The organism is Vreelandella malpeensis, from assembly GCF_020622355.1.
Taxonomy (GTDB): Bacteria; Pseudomonadota; Gammaproteobacteria; order Pseudomonadales; family Halomonadaceae; genus Vreelandella; species Vreelandella malpeensis.
Genome location: NZ_WHVL01000006.1, coordinates 163,650 through 181,150, shown reverse-complemented (window position 1 = coordinate 181,150; position 17,501 = coordinate 163,650). Strand labels below are relative to the sequence as shown.

Genomic DNA, 17,501 nt, shown 5'->3' with positions numbered 1-17,501 from the left:
GGCGCCTTGAAAATGACTCGACCCAGCTGAGGCGCCCGACTTCGCCCTGGCGGGTCACCGTCGACGACGGATGGTCACGCACCCAAGCCTGAGGGGCTTGAGCGCGTCGCGATCTACCACTCCAGACTGGTTTCACGCAGCGCGGCCATATCCTGCTTGGCCTGACGCAGGCGATGGCGAAGCTCGTCGCCGAGGGGGGGCTCGCCGTCAAGGGCGATCATCGCCGGGTTCGAGGAGCGCCTGCGGGCCACGCCGTCGTCGCCGTGCAGCATGACGAGCTTGCCCACCAGCCAGCCGAGCCAGCTGTCGGGGTCACGGGCCAGATCGCCAAGCCGTTTCAACTCGGCAAGCGGTGGACCGTCGGTGGCGAGCAGCACCTGCCAACGGCGCGTGTCGAGGCGCGCATGCTCGGTCACCTCGGCGAGAAAGGCTTCCAGCGCCAGCTCGAAAAGCGCCAGCGCCCCCTCCTCGATGGCCATACGGCGCGCCGCGGCGTGCTCGTCATCACCGCCGGGCGACTCCGCGAGCAACTCGGCCTGGTAGAGAAGCTGGTTGGTGCGCGCCCTCGAGCTCACTTGCGCTTGTCCTCGACGTGCCACTTGCCGGCCTCGAAGGTGGCTTTCCACCCCGTTGCCTTGCCCTCCTCATCGGTCATCACGTACTGCTCCTTGTTCTTGCGCGAATAGCGGATCTGCGCCGGGCGACCGTCCGGGTCTTCGCTAGGCGCCTTGAGGATGAAGTGATACTTCTCCGGCAGCTCGTCCTTGTGTGCCTTGAGCTCCTTGACCAAAGGCGGACGCGTCTCGCGGTTCTTGGGGAACTTGCTTGCGGCGAGAAACAGGCCGCTGGCGCCATCACGCAGCACGTAGTGATCGTCCACCTTCTGGCAGGCGAGCTCCGGCATCGGGATCGGGTCCATCTTGGGCGGCGCCACTTCTCCGCTTCTCAACAGCTTGCGGGTATTCTTGCATTCGCTGTTGGTGCAGCCGAAGTACTTGCCGAAGCGCCCTGACTTGAGCTGCATTTCGGATCCGCACTTGTCGCATTCGATCACCGGGCCGTCGTAGCCTTTGATCTTGAACTTGCCCTGCTCCACGGCGTAACCATCGCAGTCCGGGCTCTGCCCGCAGATATGCAGTTTGCGCGTCTCGTCGATCAGGTAGCTGTCCATCGCCGTGCCGCACTTGTCGCAACGGCGTTTGGCGCGCAGCGCATCGGTTTCAGCTTCTTCACTGGCATCTTCGGCGACCGCTTCTTCACCGGGAATCAAATCGATGGTGGTCTTGCAGCGCTCCTTGGGCGGCAGGTTGTAACCGCTGCAGCCGAGGAATACGCCGGTCGAGGCGGTACGGATCTGCATCTTGCGTCCGCAGCTCGGGCAGTCGATATCCGTCGGTACCGGTTGGTTGGGGCGCATGCCCTCATCGCTTTCGGCACGACCGAGCTCCTGGCTGAACTCGCCGTAGAAGCTATCGAGTAGCGCCCGCCAGTTGCGCTCGCCTTCGGCCACCTCGTCGAGGCTGTCCTCCATGCGCGCGGTGAAGGAGTAGTCCATGAGATCTGGAAACGACTCCTTCAAGCGTTCGGTGACGATGTCACCAAGCTTCTCGGCGTAGAAGCGCCGACTTTCGAGCTTGACGTAGCCGCGATCCTGAATGGTCGAGATGATCGAAGCGTAGGTAGAGGGGCGGCCGATGCCCTGCTTCTCGAGCTCCTTGACCAGGCTCGCCTCGGTATAGCGCGCCGGGGGCTTGGTGAAGTGCTGCTGCGGGTCGAGCTTCTCGAGCGTCATCGGGGTATCGACGGGCAGATCCGGCAGGCTCTGGTCCTCGTTCTTGCCGGCAGGCTTCATCACCCGGGTATAGCCGTCGAACTTCAGCACGCGGCCCTTGGCACGCAGCTCGAATCCGTCCACTTCCACGCTCAGGGTGCTGGAAAGATACTCCGCCGGCACCATCTGGCAGGCCACGAACTGGCGCCAGATCAGCTCGTAGAGCCGCTCGGCGTCGCGCTCCATCCCGGAAAGATCGCTCGCCTTGCGCTCGACGCTCGAGGGACGAATCGCCTCGTGAGCTTCCTGGGCGCTCTCCTTGCTGGAGTAGCGGTTGGGCGACTCGGGCAGGTAGCGCTTGCCGTATTCGCTCGCGATGTAATCGCGCGCACTCTCCACCGCATCCTTGGAAAGATTGGTGGAGTCGGTACGCATGTAGGTGATGTAGCCCGCCTCGTAAAGCCGCTGGGCCATGGTCATGGTCTTCTTCACCGAAAAGCCGAGCCGGCCGCTGGCCGCCTGCTGAAGCGTCGAGGTGATGAAGGGGGCGGTCGGCTTGGAGCGGGTCGGCTTGTCTTCCCGGTTGGTGATCGCAAGCGAGGCACCCTCGAGGCCGGCGATGCGCGCGTAGGTCTCGTCGCGAGAGGTCGGGCGAAACGCCTGACCATCCTGACGGGCAAGCGCAAAGCGCACCGACTGGCCATCCGGCGAGACCAGGTCCGCGTGCACGTCCCAGAATTCTTCGGGAATGAAGGCGCGAATGTCACGCTCGCGCTCGACGATCAGGCGCACCGCCACCGACTGCACGCGTCCGGCGGAGAGCCCGCGGGCGATCTTGGCCCACAAGAGCGGCGAGAGCATGAAGCCGACCACTCGGTCGAGAAAGCGCCGCGCCTGCTGGGCTTCGACACGCGGAATGTTGAGCGCCCCCGGCGCCTTGAAGGCATCCTGGATGGCGTTCTTGGTGATCTCGTTAAACACCACGCGCTTGTAGCGCGCATCGTCACCGCCGATGGTCTCGCGCAGGTGCCAGGCGATCGCCTCTCCTTCGCGGTCCAAGTCCGTCGCCAGGTAGACGGCGTCGGCCTTCTCGGCGAGCTTCTTGAGCTCGGCAACCACCTTTTCCTTGCCGGGCAGTATCTCGTAATGGGCCTGCCAGGCGTTGTCCGGGTCGATGCCCATGCGGCGAATCAACTGGTCGTGGGCCTTCTTCTTCTTGTACTCCGCCTTCTCCTCCGGCGAGAGCTTGCGGGTCGCCGCAGCTTGGCGCGCGCGCTCCTTGGGGTCGACGGCGGTCTTGCCCGAGCCGCTGGTCGGCAGGTCACGTATATGACCCACGCTCGACTTAACGATGAAATCGTTGCCGAGATACTTATTGATCGTCTTCGCCTTGGCAGGCGACTCGACGATGACCAGTGACTTGCCCATAGTGCTCCACTTCCTGTTGCTCGAGCTTGAAAGCCTTCGCTCTGAATACGTACCGCGTCTAGACGTGGTGTCGGTGTCAAAAAATGCGCCTACCCTACCCCAGGCCTTGACCAAGCGCCAGTCGCCCGAAGCGAGCCGGGTGCTTTATTGAATGAGGGCGAGAGCCGCCGTTTGCAAATTTCACTGCAAGGTAGCTAGACACTAGACTGCCATGTACCACTCGGCAACCAAAACCGGCCCGCGTAACGAAACGCCCCGGGCATTGCCCGGGGCGCAGGAAAAGCGCTCGATAGCGCGAGGCGGCTCAGCGCTTGGGACGAGGCTTGGTTCCAGTGCGCTTGGCAGGTGCGGCGCGCTTGGCGCCCGCTTGTGCGGTGTCACTATTTACACTGGCGGAAGAGGCCTTGGAAATAGCCTTCGGTTTTTGGCGCGCTTGATCGAACAGCATCTTGATCTGCTCGAAGCGCTCGGCCCCGTTCTCGCTGAGCGCGCCGCTGGCGGCGAATACCTGGGTCAACTGCTGAAGATGCCTGTCGAGTGCTTCGTTGCTCTCACCCTCGAGAAGGCCTGGCAGCGTCGCGAGCGCCTTGTCACGGTCGAGCTTAAGAATGAAGAACTGCTCGCGCACCAGGCGCTTGAATTCGCACAGCGATACCTGGGAGTCGAGCTTGGCGCGCGAGGCGCGAAGACGCTTGAAATTGCGCTCGTCGGTGGCGGGCGCCCCGCCCAGCACGTAGATGATCGAGCGCACGATCGCCTCGGGCGCGCCGCCCTGGCTTGCCTTTTCTCGCAGCGACTGCTGGCGATGGGCGATGAAGCGCCGATGCTCGGGCTCGGCGCCTGGACGACGGCGATGCACGTGGGCATCGCCGTAGAGCCCGACGGCAGCTTGAAGCAGCGGCTGGCCGTAGAGGGCCAGGAACGCCGTTTCGGTCGCACCGTCACGCAGATCGCGAAAGCCGTTCAGGTTGCTGACGATCTGATCCGATACCAGCGTCTCGAGGGTCCTGAAGGGGTTGTCCTCTGTCACCTCATGACGATTATCCCGCACCATTTGAGCCATCGTCGGCAGCAGTACGGTGAGCGGATTGCGATCCGACATCAGGCGATAGCCCAGGCGAATGGGGTGCATTCGGCGCATCAGGCGCGCCGATTCCGGCGTGACCATGGCACGTACCCAAGGCTGCATGTAAAGCCGGTAGAACCCCAGGTTGATCTCTGAAATACGCGCGACCGTGGCAAACCGGCGATCGTCCTCGGGGCGATGCTGAACGTCCTTGTCGAGCTCGTCGAAGTCACGCGGCGAGAACTCCAGCAAGTAGTCGCGCTCGATGAGTTCGGCGTCCTCGCGTTCGCTGGCACGGCTGATCGTGGTCTCGTAAAGCCCCGGGGGCATCACATCGATGTAGTCCATGTTGGCGGTGAACTCGGAGTGCTCCTTGCGCGAGACGCTGCCGGAAACGAAGATCCCGAGGTGCCCGGTGGTATCGTGCAGACAGTAGATGATGGTCTGCTCGTTGGCGACGATATCCTCCTCCCCCTCGTAGAGATCACGAATCCAGCCCAGCGCCTGAGGCGGTGGGGTAATATCGTCACCGCGCGAACAGAACACCACTACCGGCGAGCGCAGGTTGCGCAGGTCGATGCGCCGCCCGTCCTGGGTCACCAGCTGGGCGGTAGACAGCCGGTTACCGACGAACAGGTTGTCGACGATGTACTGAATCTCGTCACCGCCGAGCACCACGTGGCCACCCCACCAGCGCTCGAACTCCAGATAGCGCGTGGTTTCGGTATCGACATTGGCGTAGAGGTGGTACTGCTTTTTCCAGTAGGTGTTGGCCGGGTTCAAGCGCTCGAAGTTCTGCACGAGCCATGCGCCGTCGAACCAGCCGTTTCCGAGATCGCTCGTCAGCGCCGTGCTCCAGCTGCCGCCTGCCATACCGGCGGTATAGCGCATCGGCGCCTTGCCGCGTTCACCAGCCCAGTAGGAGAGCGGAGCGCCGGCGATCAGAATCGGCCCGAAGACGTCCGGCTCGAGCGCGGCGGCCATCATCAGCTGCCACCCCGCCTGGCAATTGCCCACTACCATGGGTTTCTCGGTGATATCCGGGTGGCGCGCGATCACGTGGCGCAGAAACTCGACTTCCGCCTCGACCACGTCCTCCACGGTCTGGCCCGGCTCGGGATAGGGCAGAAAACCGATGAAGTAGCAAGGATGTCCTGCCTTGAGCGCCACGCCGATCTCGCTGTCCGGCTTGAAGCCGCCGATGCCAGGGCCGTGGCCGGCACGCGGGTCGACCACCACGAAGGGCCGCTTGGCCGGGTCGATGTGCACTCCTTCCGGGGGCAGCACGCGCAAGAGCTCGTAGTTAGTGGGCCGCGCAAGCGTTCGACCATCGACGAGCACTTCGGTCTTGAAACCCAGCACGTTGGGCTTGGTCTGTTCCATGTGTTCGAGGTACTGGTTGCCGCGTTCGCGCATCACATCCCAGTAGAGGATGCTGCGCTCGACACCATCACGCCAGTAGTCGATGGCGGCACGCCCGACGCCGAAAGGGTCCATCAGGTTGGCGAGCGCGTTCTGCGCCGGGGCGGCGTCGCCATCTTCCAGGCGCTCGGGCAGCTTGAACCAGCGTGCCGGCAGAAAGGGATTCGCGAGAAAGCTCATAGAGTCTCCTGGGAATTTGTCAGGCGTTGCCTCAAGCGTCGCCCATGACGCGACCATGCTGCAATGCAACAAGTCTAGGCCATTCCCGGCACGTCGTCGATATAAAGACACCCTGCCCGCGCCGTACAGACGAAACCTGCCATTGATGGTAGCATTTCGCTCACTCGTCACTGCTCGACCGCGCCAAGCTCATCGACCGGAGAGGTTGCCATGACATCACCCAACCTGCTCAATCGATTGACCTTTCGCCAGCTCCAGGTATTCCAGGAGGTGTATCGAAAGCGCTCCTACTCCCGCGCAGCCGAGCAGCTCGGCCTCACCCAGCCCGCGGTGAGCTCCCAGATCCGCCAGCTCGAACAGGCGCTGAGCGAGCCGCTCTTCAAGTACGCCGGCAAGACCCTGCACACCCTGCCCGCAGCGGACACCCTGGCACTGTCGGCACGCGAGATCATCGGCCAGCTCGCACGGCTGCAGATGAACCTCTCAGGGCTCGATGGCAGCATCAAGGGGGAGCTCAACCTGGCAGCGGTCTCGTCGGCGCAGTACGTGGTGCCCTATCTGCTCGCCCGCTTTCGCGCCCGGTATCCGGACATCACGCTGCGCCTGAAGGTGTGCAACCGCAGCCAGGCTCTGGAGCGGCTGGCCCAGCAGCGCGACGACGTGGTGATCATGGCCATGGTGCCCGAGGACGACGGCCTCTCAGTGCTGCCGCTGCTGGAGAACGAGCTGATCGCCGTGGTCTGGCCCAACCACCCGCTGCTCGACCTGGCTCAACCGACGCTCGTCGACTTCGCCCGCCATTATGTCCTGATGCGCGAGCCGGGCTCCGGGGTACGCAACGCCTTCGAGCAGCTGGTGGCCGATCAGGAAGTAGGCCTGCCTCACCGCCTTGAGCTTGGCTCGAACGAAGCCATCAAGCAGGGCGTGATGGCGCACCTGGGCGTTGCGGTGCTGCCTCGGCTGTCCGTCAAGCTCGAACTCGAACATGGCCTTCTGGCGCAGCTCGATTTGCCGCACTTTCCCCTGCGTCGGGCCTGGTGCGCGGTACACCGGCGCGATCACTTCCCCACGCCCGCCGCCGAACTCTTTCTGCGTTTCACCCGTGAGCACCTGGCCGATTACCGGCGCCATTTTCAGACCCTGGCCGCGCCGCTCCCGAGTCCTGGCGTTTCGTGCCTGCCGTTGTCGGTCATGCCGTGACCCTGACCCCACGCTATTTAGCGCGCCGCCAAATATGTTACATTGACACTACTACCTATGTCGTATCCAACATGTCGTATCGAGCACGTCGAGTCGAGTGCGTCGATACCCTATACCGGGACGGGCCGACGAACGGCCTCGACGTTCAGCACCTTCGATATGGCCCGTTGCACAGTAGAGAGGCTCTTGTCTATGAGCGATACCCCCACACGGCGTGTACCCAGCGGCGAAAAGTTTCGCGACGAACGCGGCACGACGGTGATCAAGGATGGGATGAAGCAGCGCAAGGAGCAGCAGCCCCAGAGCCCGTCGCTCGAACGCAAGCCCAAGTGGCTACGCGCCCAGATTCCTGCGGGCGAACGCTTCGAAGCCGTCAAGAAGAACGTGGCCACCCACCGCTTGAGCACGGTGTGCGCCGAGTCCCACTGCCCCAACATGGGCGAGTGCTGGAGCAACGGCACCGCCACCATCATGCTGATGGGCTCCGTCTGTACCCGGGCTTGTCGCTTCTGCGCCGTGGATACCGGCAACCCCAAGGGCTGGCTCGATGCCGAGGAGCCGGAGAACACCGCCAAGTCCGTCGAGCTGATGGGGCTTCGCTACATTGTGCTCACGTCGGTTGACCGCGACGACCTTGATGATGGCGGCGCAACCCACTACGCCAAGTGCATCCAGGCGATCAAGGCACGCACGCCTGAGGTGGTGGTCGAGGCGCTCACGCCGGACTTCGACGGCAAGCACGATGCCATCGAGCGCGTGGTGGACTCGGGTCTCGAGGTGTTCGCCCAGAATGTCGAGACCGTCGAGCGACTGACCTCGCGGGTACGCGATCCCCGCGCCGGCTATCGCAAGACGCTGGACGTGCTGGCGCATGCCAAGCAGCACCGCCCTGACGTGATCACCAAGACCAGCCTGATGCTCGGCCTCGGCGAGACCGACGAGGAGATCCTGCAGACCTTCGATGACCTGCGCGAGATCGGCGTGGACATCGTCACCCTTGGCCAATACCTGCGCCCGACCAAAAACCACCTGCCGGTGGAGCGCTGGGTCAGCCCCGAGGAGTTCGACCGCTACCGCGTACTGGGCCTGGAAAAAGGCTTCATGGAAGTGCCCTCCGGCCCGCTGGTGCGCTCGAGCTATCGCGCCGACCGGGTGTTCGAAAAGAACAACCTGGGGCTGACCTCCCCCGCCGCCGTGCCGGGTCAGGAAGAAGACACCAACCGTATTCCGGTGTTCAACGTCGGCTAGAACGGGCACGCAAACAAAAAAGCGCCTGACCGCACACGCGGTCAGGCGCTTTTTTAATGGCTCAAGGCCCTTTACGGCATATCGCTGTATGCCGGGCTTACGTCGCGACCGAGAAGCTCGGCAAGCGCCCGGGCAAGCTTTTCGCCCACCGCGCCAGGAGCGTCGAGCGCCACCAGATCGGCCAGGCGCGTTACCGCCATACCCGCGTAGCCGCAAGGATTGATGCGGGCAAAAGGCGCAAGATCGGCATCGACGTTCAGTGCCACCCCGTGATAGCTCGCCCCGCGGCGAATGCGCAGCCCGAGCGAGGCGATCTTGGCCTCACCAAACGGGGTCTTCACGTACACCCCCGGTGCATCCGGGCGGGCGTGAGCCGCCACCCCGTAGCCATCAAGCACCGTGATCACGGCGTTTTCCAGCGCGCTGACGAGATCGCGCACGCCGAGCTTCGCCCGGCGTACGTCGAGCAGCGGGTAGAGCACCACCTGGCCCGGGCCATGATAGGTCACCTGCCCGCCACGGTCGGTCTGCACCACGGGAATGTCGCCAGGCATCAAGAGGTGCTCGGGCTTGCCGGCCTGGCCCTGGGTGAAGACCGGGTCGTGCTCGACGAGCCAGAACTGATCCGGCGTCGTGTCGTCCCGCCCATCGGTGAGCGAGCGCATCGCTTCCCAGACCGGCGTATAGGGGCGCCGGCCCAGGTCGAACAGCTCGATGGGCGCATCGCTTGTCATCACACCACCATGTGCACGCGGCCGGTCGCCTTGAGCTCCTCGAACAGCGCGGCGAGCTGCTGCTCGCCGGTCGCCCGGATGCTCACGCGTACCGACTGGAAGCGGCCATTGCGGCTGTCCACCACCTGCAGCGCGCCAGCGTCGAAGTCCGGATCGTACTTGACCAGGATCTGGCAGACGCTGGCGGCGAAATCCTCCGCCGCATCCCCCACCACCTTCAGCGGGTAGTCGCAGGGAAAGCTGATCTTCGGTACGTTGACACTCGGCGTTCGCAGATCGCGAAAGCCCTTCTTCACATCCTTTTTCATGGCCTGCCTTTGGTTACCGGTGGGCGCCCGTCTCGCGGGCGCATCTCGATGAACGCGTGGGATCAGTCGGTGAAGTTGCTGATCAAACCACTGAAGAAGCGACGCACCTGATCGAACAGGCGCTTGAAGAGACCGCCCTCCTCGACGTTTTCCAGCGCCGTCAGCTGACGCTCGCCGACCATCTCGTCGCCCAGGTACACCTCAAGGGTGCCCACTTCGTCGCCTACCGCGATCGGCGCCTGCAGGTCCTCGCGCAGATTCAGGCGCGCGCGCAGCTCCTCGTTGCGGTTGCGCGGTAGGGTCATGTAGACCTCCTCATCGACGCCGACGCGAAGCTCATTGGTCTCGCCGCCCCACACGCGGGGAGTGGCCAGCACCGCGCCGCGCTCGTAGAGTTTCATGGTCTCAAAGAAGCGAAAGCCGTAGCTCAAGAGCTTCTGGGTTTCCTGAGCACGAGCCTCTTCGGAGTTGGTGCCCATGACCACCGAGATCAGACGCATGTCCTCGCGCTGGGCCGAGGCGACCAGACAGTAGCCTGCCGCGTTGGTCCAGCCGGTCTTCAGGCCGTCGACGGTCGGGTCGCGCCACAACAGCCGGTTGCGGTTGGGCTGGTCGATGCCGCCGTAGGAGAAGTTTCGCTGGGAGTAGACTGCGTAGTGCTCGGGGTAGTCGTTAATGATGTGCTGGGACAGCAGCGCCAGGTCGTGTGCCGAGGAGTAGTGGTTGTCGTGAGGCAGGCCCGTGGCGTTCTCGAAGTGAGTGTTGCGCATGCCGAGCCGGTCGGCGTGCTGGTTCATGAGATCGGCGAAGGGCGTCTCGCCGCCGGCCAGGTGCTCGGCCATGGCCACGCTCGCGTCGTTGCCGGAGACGATGATGATACCGTGCAGCAGGTCGTCGACGGAGACCTGATCGCCCACCTCGATGAACATCTTGGAGCCGCCGGTACGCCAGGCGGTTTCGCTGATGTTGACCATGTCCTCGAGGTTGATGGTACCGCGATCCAGCTCGCGCTCGACCAGGTAGGCGGTCATCAACTTGGTGATACTCGCCGGCGGCAGGCGCTCGTCGGCGTTGTGCTCGACCAGAATGCGTCCGCTGTTGGCATCCATCAGGATCCAGGAGCTCGCGGCGAGCTGCGGCGCAGCGGGAATGATCGTCTGCGGCTGGGGAATTACCTGGGCGCTGGCCGTGACCGGCAGGGCAACGGCGGTCACCGTCGCGAAGAGGCAAAGCCGGGCAGAGCGGCGAATCGCGTTGAAAATAGTCATTACTCACTTCTCACTTGCAAAAAAAGAACGTCAAGAAAACCGTTGAAGGGCCACGGGTGTTACCGATTATCGCACAACGAAGACCTGTGAGAAGCCCGCCTGGTTGAGCGCCGCACGAGCCTGTTGCTCCTGGCTCGGCGCCATCGGCCCGACCTGGACGCGGTGGACGTCACTGTCGCTGAGCACGCGCACCGAATGCAGAAGCTCGTCGCCCAGGCGCTGCTGAAGCGCCCGTGCGCCCTCTTCGCTGCCGAGCGCGGCGATCTGCAGATAGATCTCATCGCCCTGGCCGGCGGGCGACGGACGGGCGGCGGGTGGCGCGGCGGGAGCCGGGCTGGTTGCCGGAGCCGGCGCGGCAGCAGGCGCCCTCACTGGTCCAGCGCTGGCGGCCGGCGCGGGGCGCGTCCCGCCGCCCCGGTTGGCGAGCCACTGCTCGGGGTCGATCGCCTCGACGCGAACGCCGCCAGTGCCGTTGTCCAGGATGCCGAGTCGCGCCGCCGCAGCGTAGGAGAGATCGATCTCACGGTCGCTGTGGAAAGGGCCACGGTCGTTGACCCGCACGATGACCGAGCGCCCGTTGGCAAGGCTCGTCACCCGCGCGAAGGTCGGCAGCGGCAGCGAGCGATGCGCCGCCGACATCTTGTACATGTCGTAGATTTCGCCGTTGGAGGTGGCGTAGCCATGGAACTTCTCGCCGTACCAGGAGGCTGTCCCCTGCTTGGCATAGCCATTGGCACTGGGCAGCACGTGATAGGTTTCGCCCCACACCTCGTAGGTCGATCGGTTGCCCGCCGACGAGCGCGGCTCGATGCGCGGCTGAGCGTCGGGTACCTCGCTGACATCCGGCGGCTCGAGCGGGTAGGCGTCGCCGCTCATGGCGTAGCGCCCGCCCCCGGAGCTCGCGGCGCTGGCTGCCTTGGGGGCATCTTCACGCGGGGTGTGGTCCACGCTCGACGTCGGTGACGCCGCCTGCCCGGCGCAGCCTGCAAGCAGCGCCGCCAGAGCGAGCCCGGCACCGGCCGTCGCCGCCTTGTAGAACCTTGGTTTCATCCTTGAGCCTCAAGCTTTTGCGCAATGGCATCTGCCAGTTCGGTCACCGCCATCGCGTAGAGATGGCTGTGGTTATAGCGAGTGATGACGTAGAAATTGAACTCCCCCACGCCATAGCGGATGCGGCCATCATTGAGCTCCAACGCAAGCGGTGTCACTTCGAGAGCCGGATCGAGCGTCTCGACGGGCTCGATGCCGAAGGCCTGCAGCGCGTCGAGACGCGTGGCTGGCGGCGTGGTCAGGTTGACGTCGAGCTCGCCCGGCACGCGCTCGGGGCCTTGTGCCTCGTGATAGATGGGGGCGCCTGCGCGCCAACCGTGTTCGGCGAAGTAGTTGGCCACGCTGCCGATGGCGTCGACGGGATTTTCCCACAAATCGCGCCGCCCATCATCATCGAAATCCACGGCGTAGGCCTGGTAGCTGGTGGGAATGAACTGCGGGTAGCCCATCGCTCCGGCGTAGGAGCCGTAGACGCTGTCCGGCTCTACCTGCTGCTGATAGGCGATCTCGAGAAAGGCTGCGAGCTCGCCGCGAAAGAAGTCGCCGCGGCTCGGGTGGTAGAACGCCAGTGTCGCCAGGGAGTCGAGCACCTTGTGCTGCCCCTTGTGGCGTCCGTAGTAGGTTTCCACGCCGATGATCGCCGCGATCACTTCAGGGGGCACGCCGTAGGTTTCTTGCGCCCGCTCGAAGGCGTCGCGATGCGCCGCGATGAAATCGGCCCCCGCGTCGATGCGCTCCTCGCTCATGAAGATATCGCGATACTCGTGCCAGGCCAGGCGTCGCTCCGCCGCCCCGTCCATGGCGTCGAGCACTTCCTGACGGTAGCGTGCAAGACCGAGTGACTGCTCGAGCCACGCATCGGGAAGCCCGCGGGCAACGAGTTCTTGCGTCAGTTGACGCGTGTCCGCATTGGTCTCTGGCGCGAACGAGACCGTGCCATCATCGCCCATCACCGGTGAGGCGCCCGCCATCCAGGCCGCCAATAAAACGCCGCTGATCGTGTATCGGGTCCTGCCCATTGCACCTCTCCTTTGAAATTCCTTCGCCAGCCGAGACTAGCGCGACAGCAGCCGTCGATGAGCGTGTATCGACATGAGAATACCGAAGCCCGCCAGCAGGGTCACGCTCGACGTGCCGCCGTAGCTGACCAGCGGTAGCGGCACGCCCACCACGGGCAGAATGCCGCTGACCATGCCGACGTTGACGAACACGTAGATAAAGAACGTCAGGATGATGCTGCCGGCGAACAGCCGCCCGAAGGTATCCTGGGAGCCGGCCGCAAGCCATAGCCCGCGGCTGACGATCAGGGTATAGAGCACCAGCAGCACGAGCATGCCGACCAGTCCGAACTCCTCGCCCAGCACCGCGATGATGAAGTCGGTATGGCGCTCGGGCAGGAACTCGAGCTGCGACTGAGTACCCTCGAGCCACCCCTTGCCCCACACGCCGCCGCTGCCGATCGCGGTGGTCGACTGGATGATGTTCCAGCCCGAGCCCAGCGGGTCGCTGTCCGGATCGAGGAAGGTCAATACCCGTTGGCGCTGGTAATTGTGCATGTTCATCCACAGGATCGGCATGCCCGCCGCCACCAGCGCGGCGACGAAGGCGATCAAGCGCCAGGAGAGCCCGGCCAGCAGCACCACCAGCGTGGCGGCGGCGGCCATCAAGAGCGACGTGCCCAGATCCGGCTGAATGGCGGTCAACACCACCGGCACGCCGATGATTACCGCGCACACGGCGATGTCACGAAACCTGGGCGGCAGCTGACAGCGGTTGAGATAGGCCGCCACCATCAAGGGCACGCCAAGTTTCATCATTTCCGAGGGCTGAAAACGAATGACGCCAGGAATTTCCAGCCAGCGCTTGGCGCCCATCCCGATATCCCCCGCGATCTCCACCGCCAGCAGCATGGCAAGGCCGACCCCGTAAGCCAATGGTGCCCAACGCAGGAACGTGCTCGGATTCAGCTGGGCGAGCACGAACATACCTGCCAAGGCGATACCGAAACGCGACGCCTGGGCGATGACCGACTCGATACGCTGGCCCGACGCACTGTAGAGCACCAAAAGGCCTCCGGCCATCAATACCAGCAGCATCAGCAAGAGCCACGGGTCGAGATGCAAACGCTCCCAGATGCTCTTGCGCCGGGCGATACCGCTGTCCGGCGGGCGTACCGGGTGGCGACGAAAACTGCGTGGAATACTTTGCCATGGGCTCATCAGTTGCCCTCCACGGTGGCGCTGCCGTTCTCGAGCTCGTTGAGCACTTCGTCGGCCTCGGGGGCATCGTCACGCAGCAGCCAGGCATCGGTCATGGCGCGGGCGAGCTGGGCGGCGTGAGTACTGCCGCCGCCGGCGTTCTCGACGATCACCGACACCGCAATCTGCGGATCGTCGATCGGCGCGAAAGCCATGAACAGGGCGTGATCGCGCAAGCGCTCCTCCAGCTCGTCGGCGTTGTAGCGCTGGTCCTGGCCCAGCGAGAACACCTGGGCGGTACCGGATTTGCCACCCATGCGATATTCAAGCCCCACGCCGGTACGCCGAGCGGTGCCTTCGCTGCCGCTGAGCACCTTCTCCATGCCGCTGAACACGCGATCCCACCAGGCATCGTTGTCGAGACGAATATCATCGAGCGTTCCAGGCAGCACGTCCGGCAACGGTTCGTCGCCAACCATGCGGGCCAGGTGCGGCCGAATCCAGTGACCGCGATTGGCGAGCGTGGCCGTGGCGGCGGCGAGCTGCAGCGGCGTGATTTGCAGGTACCCCTGACCAATGCCCACCGACAGCGTCTCACCCGGGTACCAGGACTGGTTGAAGCGGGCGCGCTTCCACTCCCGGGAGGGCAAAAGACCAGTGCTCTCGCCCTGCACATCAAACGCTACGCGCTGGCCGAAACCGAAGTGGCTCATTTGCTCGTGGATATTGTCGATACCCAGGTCGTGGGCCAACGAGTAGAAGTAGGTATTGTTGGAAACCGCCAGCGCCCGCTCGAGATCCACCCGTCCGTGCCCCCAGCGCAGCCAGTTGCGGTAGCGGCGCGAGTCGTTGGGTAACTGGTAGTAGCCCGGGTCGCTGATCACCGTGTCCGGGGTGATCACCCCCTCCACCAGCCCCGCCAGGGCCATGAACGGCTTGATCGTCGAGCCTGCCGGGTAGTGGCCGCGAATGGCGCGGTTGAACAGCGGCAGGTCGATATCCTCCTGAAGCGCCCGGTAGGAAGCGACATCGATGCCGGTGACGAACTGATTGGTGTCGAACCCTGGTGTCGACACCATTGCCAGGATCTCCCCGGTCTGGGGAACGATCGCCACGATCGAGCCGCGACGCCCGTTCATCAACTCAAAAGCGAGCGACTGCATCGACTTGTCGAGCGTCAGGGTCAGGTTGCGTCCCGGCACCGGGTCGGTGCGTCCGAGCTCGCGCAGCACCCGGCCGCGCGCGTTGGTCTCGACCTTGCGAAACCCCGCCTCGCCGTGCAGCTCCTCCTCGTAGAAACGCTCGACCCCGGTCTTGCCGATGAAGTGCGTGCCCGCATAGCGTCCGGTATCGAGCTCCCGAAGTTCCTCGGCATTGATCCGTCCGACATAGCCCAGCACGTGGGACATGATCTCGGCGTCCGGATAGTAGCGCAGAAGCTGCGCCTCGACCTCGACCCCCGGCAGGCGGTGACGGTTCACGGCCAGCCGAGCGATCTGGTCCTCGCTCAGGTCGGACATCAGAAGTGCCGGCTGAAACGGGCGCTGACGCTGGCGCGAGCGCACGTTGAACGCCTCGATCTCCTCATCGGGAAGCTCCAGCAGGTCGACCAGCAGCGCCAGCGTCTCGTCAAGATCGTCAACGCGCTCGCGCACCAGCGTCAGGTTGTAGGTAGGACGGTTTTCGGCCAGCAGCACGCCGTTACGGTCGAAGATCAACCCGCGATTGGGCGGCAGGGGCTCGACCCGGACCCGGTTCTTCTCGGAGCGGGTGGTGTAGAGCTCGTGCTGGACGATCTGCAGATAGGCCAGGCGACCGGCGAGCACACCGGTCAGAACGAGGACGAAGAGAATCGCGAGCAGCGAGCGTACCCGGAAGATACGCAGTTCCTGCTCGGCGTTTTTAAGCGTGTCACGGCGCTTGCGCATAGCAACAGACGACTCTTGGATCGGGTACGAGCCAGCCCGCCCGGCGAATGCCTAAGGCGGCCCTAGCGATGGTAAGGATGGCCGACGAGCAGGGTCCAGGCGCGATAGAGCTGCTCGGCCAGCACGATGCGCACCAGCGGATGCGGCAGCGTCAGTGCCGACAGCGACCAGCGGCTGTGTGCCAGCGCCGACACCTCGGGCTCGAGCCCGTCCGGCCCGCCCACCAGCAGCACGACATCGCGCCCGTTCATGCGCCACTCCCCGACTTCACGGGAGAGCTGCTCGGTGCTGATGCGCTTGCCATCGACCTCGAGGGCCACCACGAACTCGTCACCGCGCAGCCGCTCGCGAATGCGCTGGCCCTCGAGGGCACGGGCCTTGGCCACGTCCGCGTTCTTGCCACGCTGGCCCAGAGCGATCTCCTCTATCTCGAGGCTGAAGTCGCGCGGCAGGCGCTTGCGATAGGTCTCCACGCCCTCCTCGACCCAGGCGGGCATCTTGGTGCCGACCGCCAGCAGACGTACCTTCATGAGCCCGACCCCGTCATGGCGTGCAGGCCCGTGAATACAAGGCCTGGCTCACGACACTGGTTCACGACATGGTGATCCGCTGGTCGGGCTTTTGCAGCGTCTCGCGAATGGCGCCTTCACCATCGGCGTCGCTGGGCAAATCCGCCCACAGACGCTCGAGATCATAGAGCGCACGCGCCTCGGGCAACATGACATGAACCAGCACGTCGCCCAGGTCGACCAGCACCCAGTCGGCGTTGTCACCGCCTTCGACGCCCTGGGGCTTGAGTCTCGCCGCCTTGGCCTTCTCGACGACGTTCTGCGCCAGCGCCGAGACGTGACGGGTCGACGTGCCGCTGGCGATCAGCATCAGGTCGGTGACCTGAGTGAGCGCAGAAACATCCAGCTGGGTGATGTCGCGGGCCTTGAGTTCTTCCAGCGCGTCGATCGCCAGGGTTTTGAGTGTATCGATGTGCATGACTCCGTGAATTACCTCGTGTGGTGGACGCTCGATAGCCGGCCATTGTAACGGCTTCTTTATCGACTACCAGCGCTATCGGCCAGTTTGATAGAGCCCGCGGGCAAAAAGCCGCGCCTCGACGGCGTCGGGCACCAGATAGCGCACGCTCTTGCCCTCGGCAAGTCGTGCGCGCACATCGGTTGCCGAAATCGCCATGCGCGAGGCGAGTTCCAGCGGGAGAAAGCGCCCACCGGGGCGCGCCATCAATTCGGCCACGCTATCGACTTCGCGATTCGCCACCAGTTCCGCAAGCGCTTTCGATCGCGTATCCCGGTAGCCGGGCCGGGCGATGACCACCAGGTGCGCGAGCGAGAAGATCGCTTCGGGATCGTGCCACTCGGTCAGGCGCAGAAAGGCGTCGTGGCCGAGCACCATGCAAAGGCGCGCCTCTCCCCCCACCTCCCGGCGCAGCTCTGCGAGCGTATCGACGCTGTAGGAGGGCCCTTCGCGCTTGAGCTCGCGGTCGTCGGCAACGAGCCCCGGCGTATCGCCGACACCCGCCTCGAGCAGCGCGAAGCGCTCCTCGGCACAGACCTGCGGTGTGTCACGCAGCGGCGGGCGCGGCGCGGCGACCAGGTGCAGGCGATCGAGCGCCAGCGCTTCACGCACTTCCAACGCACTGCGCAGATGGCCCAGGTGCACAGGATCGAAGGTGCCGCCGAGCATGCCGA

Annotated in this window: 15 protein-coding genes; 2 read left to right on the top strand and 13 right to left on the bottom strand. The window is 64.5% G+C overall.

The features are described 5' to 3' along the window. Positions 1 to 113: 113 nt before the first annotated feature. The 3 genes from GEV37_RS14415 to GEV37_RS14405 all read right to left on the bottom strand — a co-directional run bounded on the left by GEV37_RS14415 (position 114) and on the right by GEV37_RS14405 (position 5,867). Entirely contained in the window at positions 114 to 575 is a 462-nt protein-coding gene (locus GEV37_RS14415) for a DUF6586 family protein (protein ID WP_227390967.1), read from the bottom strand. After that, positions 572 to 3,199, bottom strand: coding sequence for a type I DNA topoisomerase (gene topA, locus GEV37_RS14410; RefSeq protein ID WP_227390966.1), 2,628 nt, complete (start codon positions 3,197 to 3,199; stop codon positions 572 to 574). Before topA ends, GEV37_RS14415 begins: the two co-directional genes overlap by 4 nt. A 304-nt stretch (positions 3,200 to 3,503) precedes the next feature. After that, positions 3,504 to 5,867: a DUF3141 domain-containing protein gene (locus GEV37_RS14405; protein ID WP_227390965.1), complete on the bottom strand. Its 2,364-nt coding sequence runs from the start codon at positions 5,865 to 5,867 to the stop codon at positions 3,504 to 3,506. A 210-nt stretch (positions 5,868 to 6,077) separates the two neighbouring features. On the opposite strand from GEV37_RS14405, the gene GEV37_RS14400 reads away from it, so the two are divergent. Next, positions 6,078 to 7,067 carry a LysR family transcriptional regulator gene (locus GEV37_RS14400; protein WP_227390964.1) on the top strand — a complete coding sequence of 330 codons (990 nt, stop codon included), beginning with the start codon at positions 6,078 to 6,080 and terminating at the stop codon, positions 7,065 to 7,067. Between the two features lie 192 nt (positions 7,068 to 7,259). Then, positions 7,260 to 8,315: a lipoyl synthase gene (gene lipA / locus GEV37_RS14395; protein WP_227390963.1), complete on the top strand. Its 1,056-nt coding sequence runs from the start codon at positions 7,260 to 7,262 to the stop codon at positions 8,313 to 8,315. Positions 8,316 to 8,386: 71 nt separating this feature from the next. On the opposite strand, the gene lipB is transcribed toward lipA, so the two are convergent. The 10 genes from lipB to nadD form a co-directional block, all read right to left on the bottom strand. Further along, the gene (gene lipB, locus GEV37_RS14390) at positions 8,387 to 9,049 is read right to left on the bottom strand and encodes a lipoyl(octanoyl) transferase LipB (protein WP_227390962.1); all 663 of its coding nucleotides are present in this window, start codon (positions 9,047 to 9,049) and stop codon (positions 8,387 to 8,389) included. Beyond that, entirely contained in the window at positions 9,049 to 9,357 is a 309-nt protein-coding gene (locus GEV37_RS14385) for an HP0495 family protein (protein ID WP_227390961.1), read from the bottom strand. Before GEV37_RS14385 ends, lipB begins: the two co-directional genes overlap by 1 nt. Before the next feature lie 62 nt (positions 9,358 to 9,419). After that, on the bottom strand, positions 9,420 to 10,625 hold the full coding sequence (locus GEV37_RS14380; RefSeq protein WP_227390960.1) for a D-alanyl-D-alanine carboxypeptidase family protein: 1,206 nt from the start codon (positions 10,623 to 10,625) through the stop codon (positions 9,420 to 9,422). A 66-nt stretch (positions 10,626 to 10,691) separates the two neighbouring features. Beyond that, a complete protein-coding gene (locus GEV37_RS14375) occupies positions 10,692 to 11,675 on the bottom strand; it encodes a septal ring lytic transglycosylase RlpA family protein (RefSeq protein ID WP_227390959.1) in 984 nt (327 codons plus the stop codon). Then, a complete protein-coding gene (gene mltB / locus GEV37_RS14370) occupies positions 11,672 to 12,694 on the bottom strand; it encodes a lytic murein transglycosylase B (protein ID WP_386111595.1) in 1,023 nt (340 codons plus the stop codon). Before mltB ends, GEV37_RS14375 begins: the two co-directional genes overlap by 4 nt. A gap of 36 nt (positions 12,695 to 12,730) precedes the next feature. Further along, a complete protein-coding gene (gene rodA, locus GEV37_RS14365; protein ID WP_227390958.1) occupies positions 12,731 to 13,894 on the bottom strand; it encodes a rod shape-determining protein RodA in 1,164 nt (387 codons plus the stop codon). After that, the gene (mrdA, locus tag GEV37_RS14360; protein WP_227390957.1) at positions 13,894 to 15,801 is read right to left on the bottom strand and encodes a penicillin-binding protein 2; all 1,908 of its coding nucleotides are present in this window, start codon (positions 15,799 to 15,801) and stop codon (positions 13,894 to 13,896) included. Before mrdA ends, rodA begins: the two co-directional genes overlap by 1 nt. A gap of 62 nt (positions 15,802 to 15,863) precedes the next feature. Next, positions 15,864 to 16,331, bottom strand: a complete 468-nt coding sequence (rlmH, locus tag GEV37_RS14355; protein WP_227390956.1) for a 23S rRNA (pseudouridine(1915)-N(3))-methyltransferase RlmH — start codon at positions 16,329 to 16,331, stop codon at positions 15,864 to 15,866. A gap of 61 nt (positions 16,332 to 16,392) precedes the next feature. Continuing rightward, positions 16,393 to 16,788: a ribosome silencing factor gene (gene rsfS, locus GEV37_RS14350; protein WP_227390955.1), complete on the bottom strand. Its 396-nt coding sequence runs from the start codon at positions 16,786 to 16,788 to the stop codon at positions 16,393 to 16,395. A gap of 75 nt (positions 16,789 to 16,863) precedes the next feature. After that, positions 16,864 to 17,496: a nicotinate-nucleotide adenylyltransferase gene (nadD, locus tag GEV37_RS14345; RefSeq protein ID WP_264477819.1), complete on the bottom strand. Its 633-nt coding sequence runs from the start codon at positions 17,494 to 17,496 to the stop codon at positions 16,864 to 16,866. Positions 17,497 to 17,501: the final 5 nt, after the last annotated feature.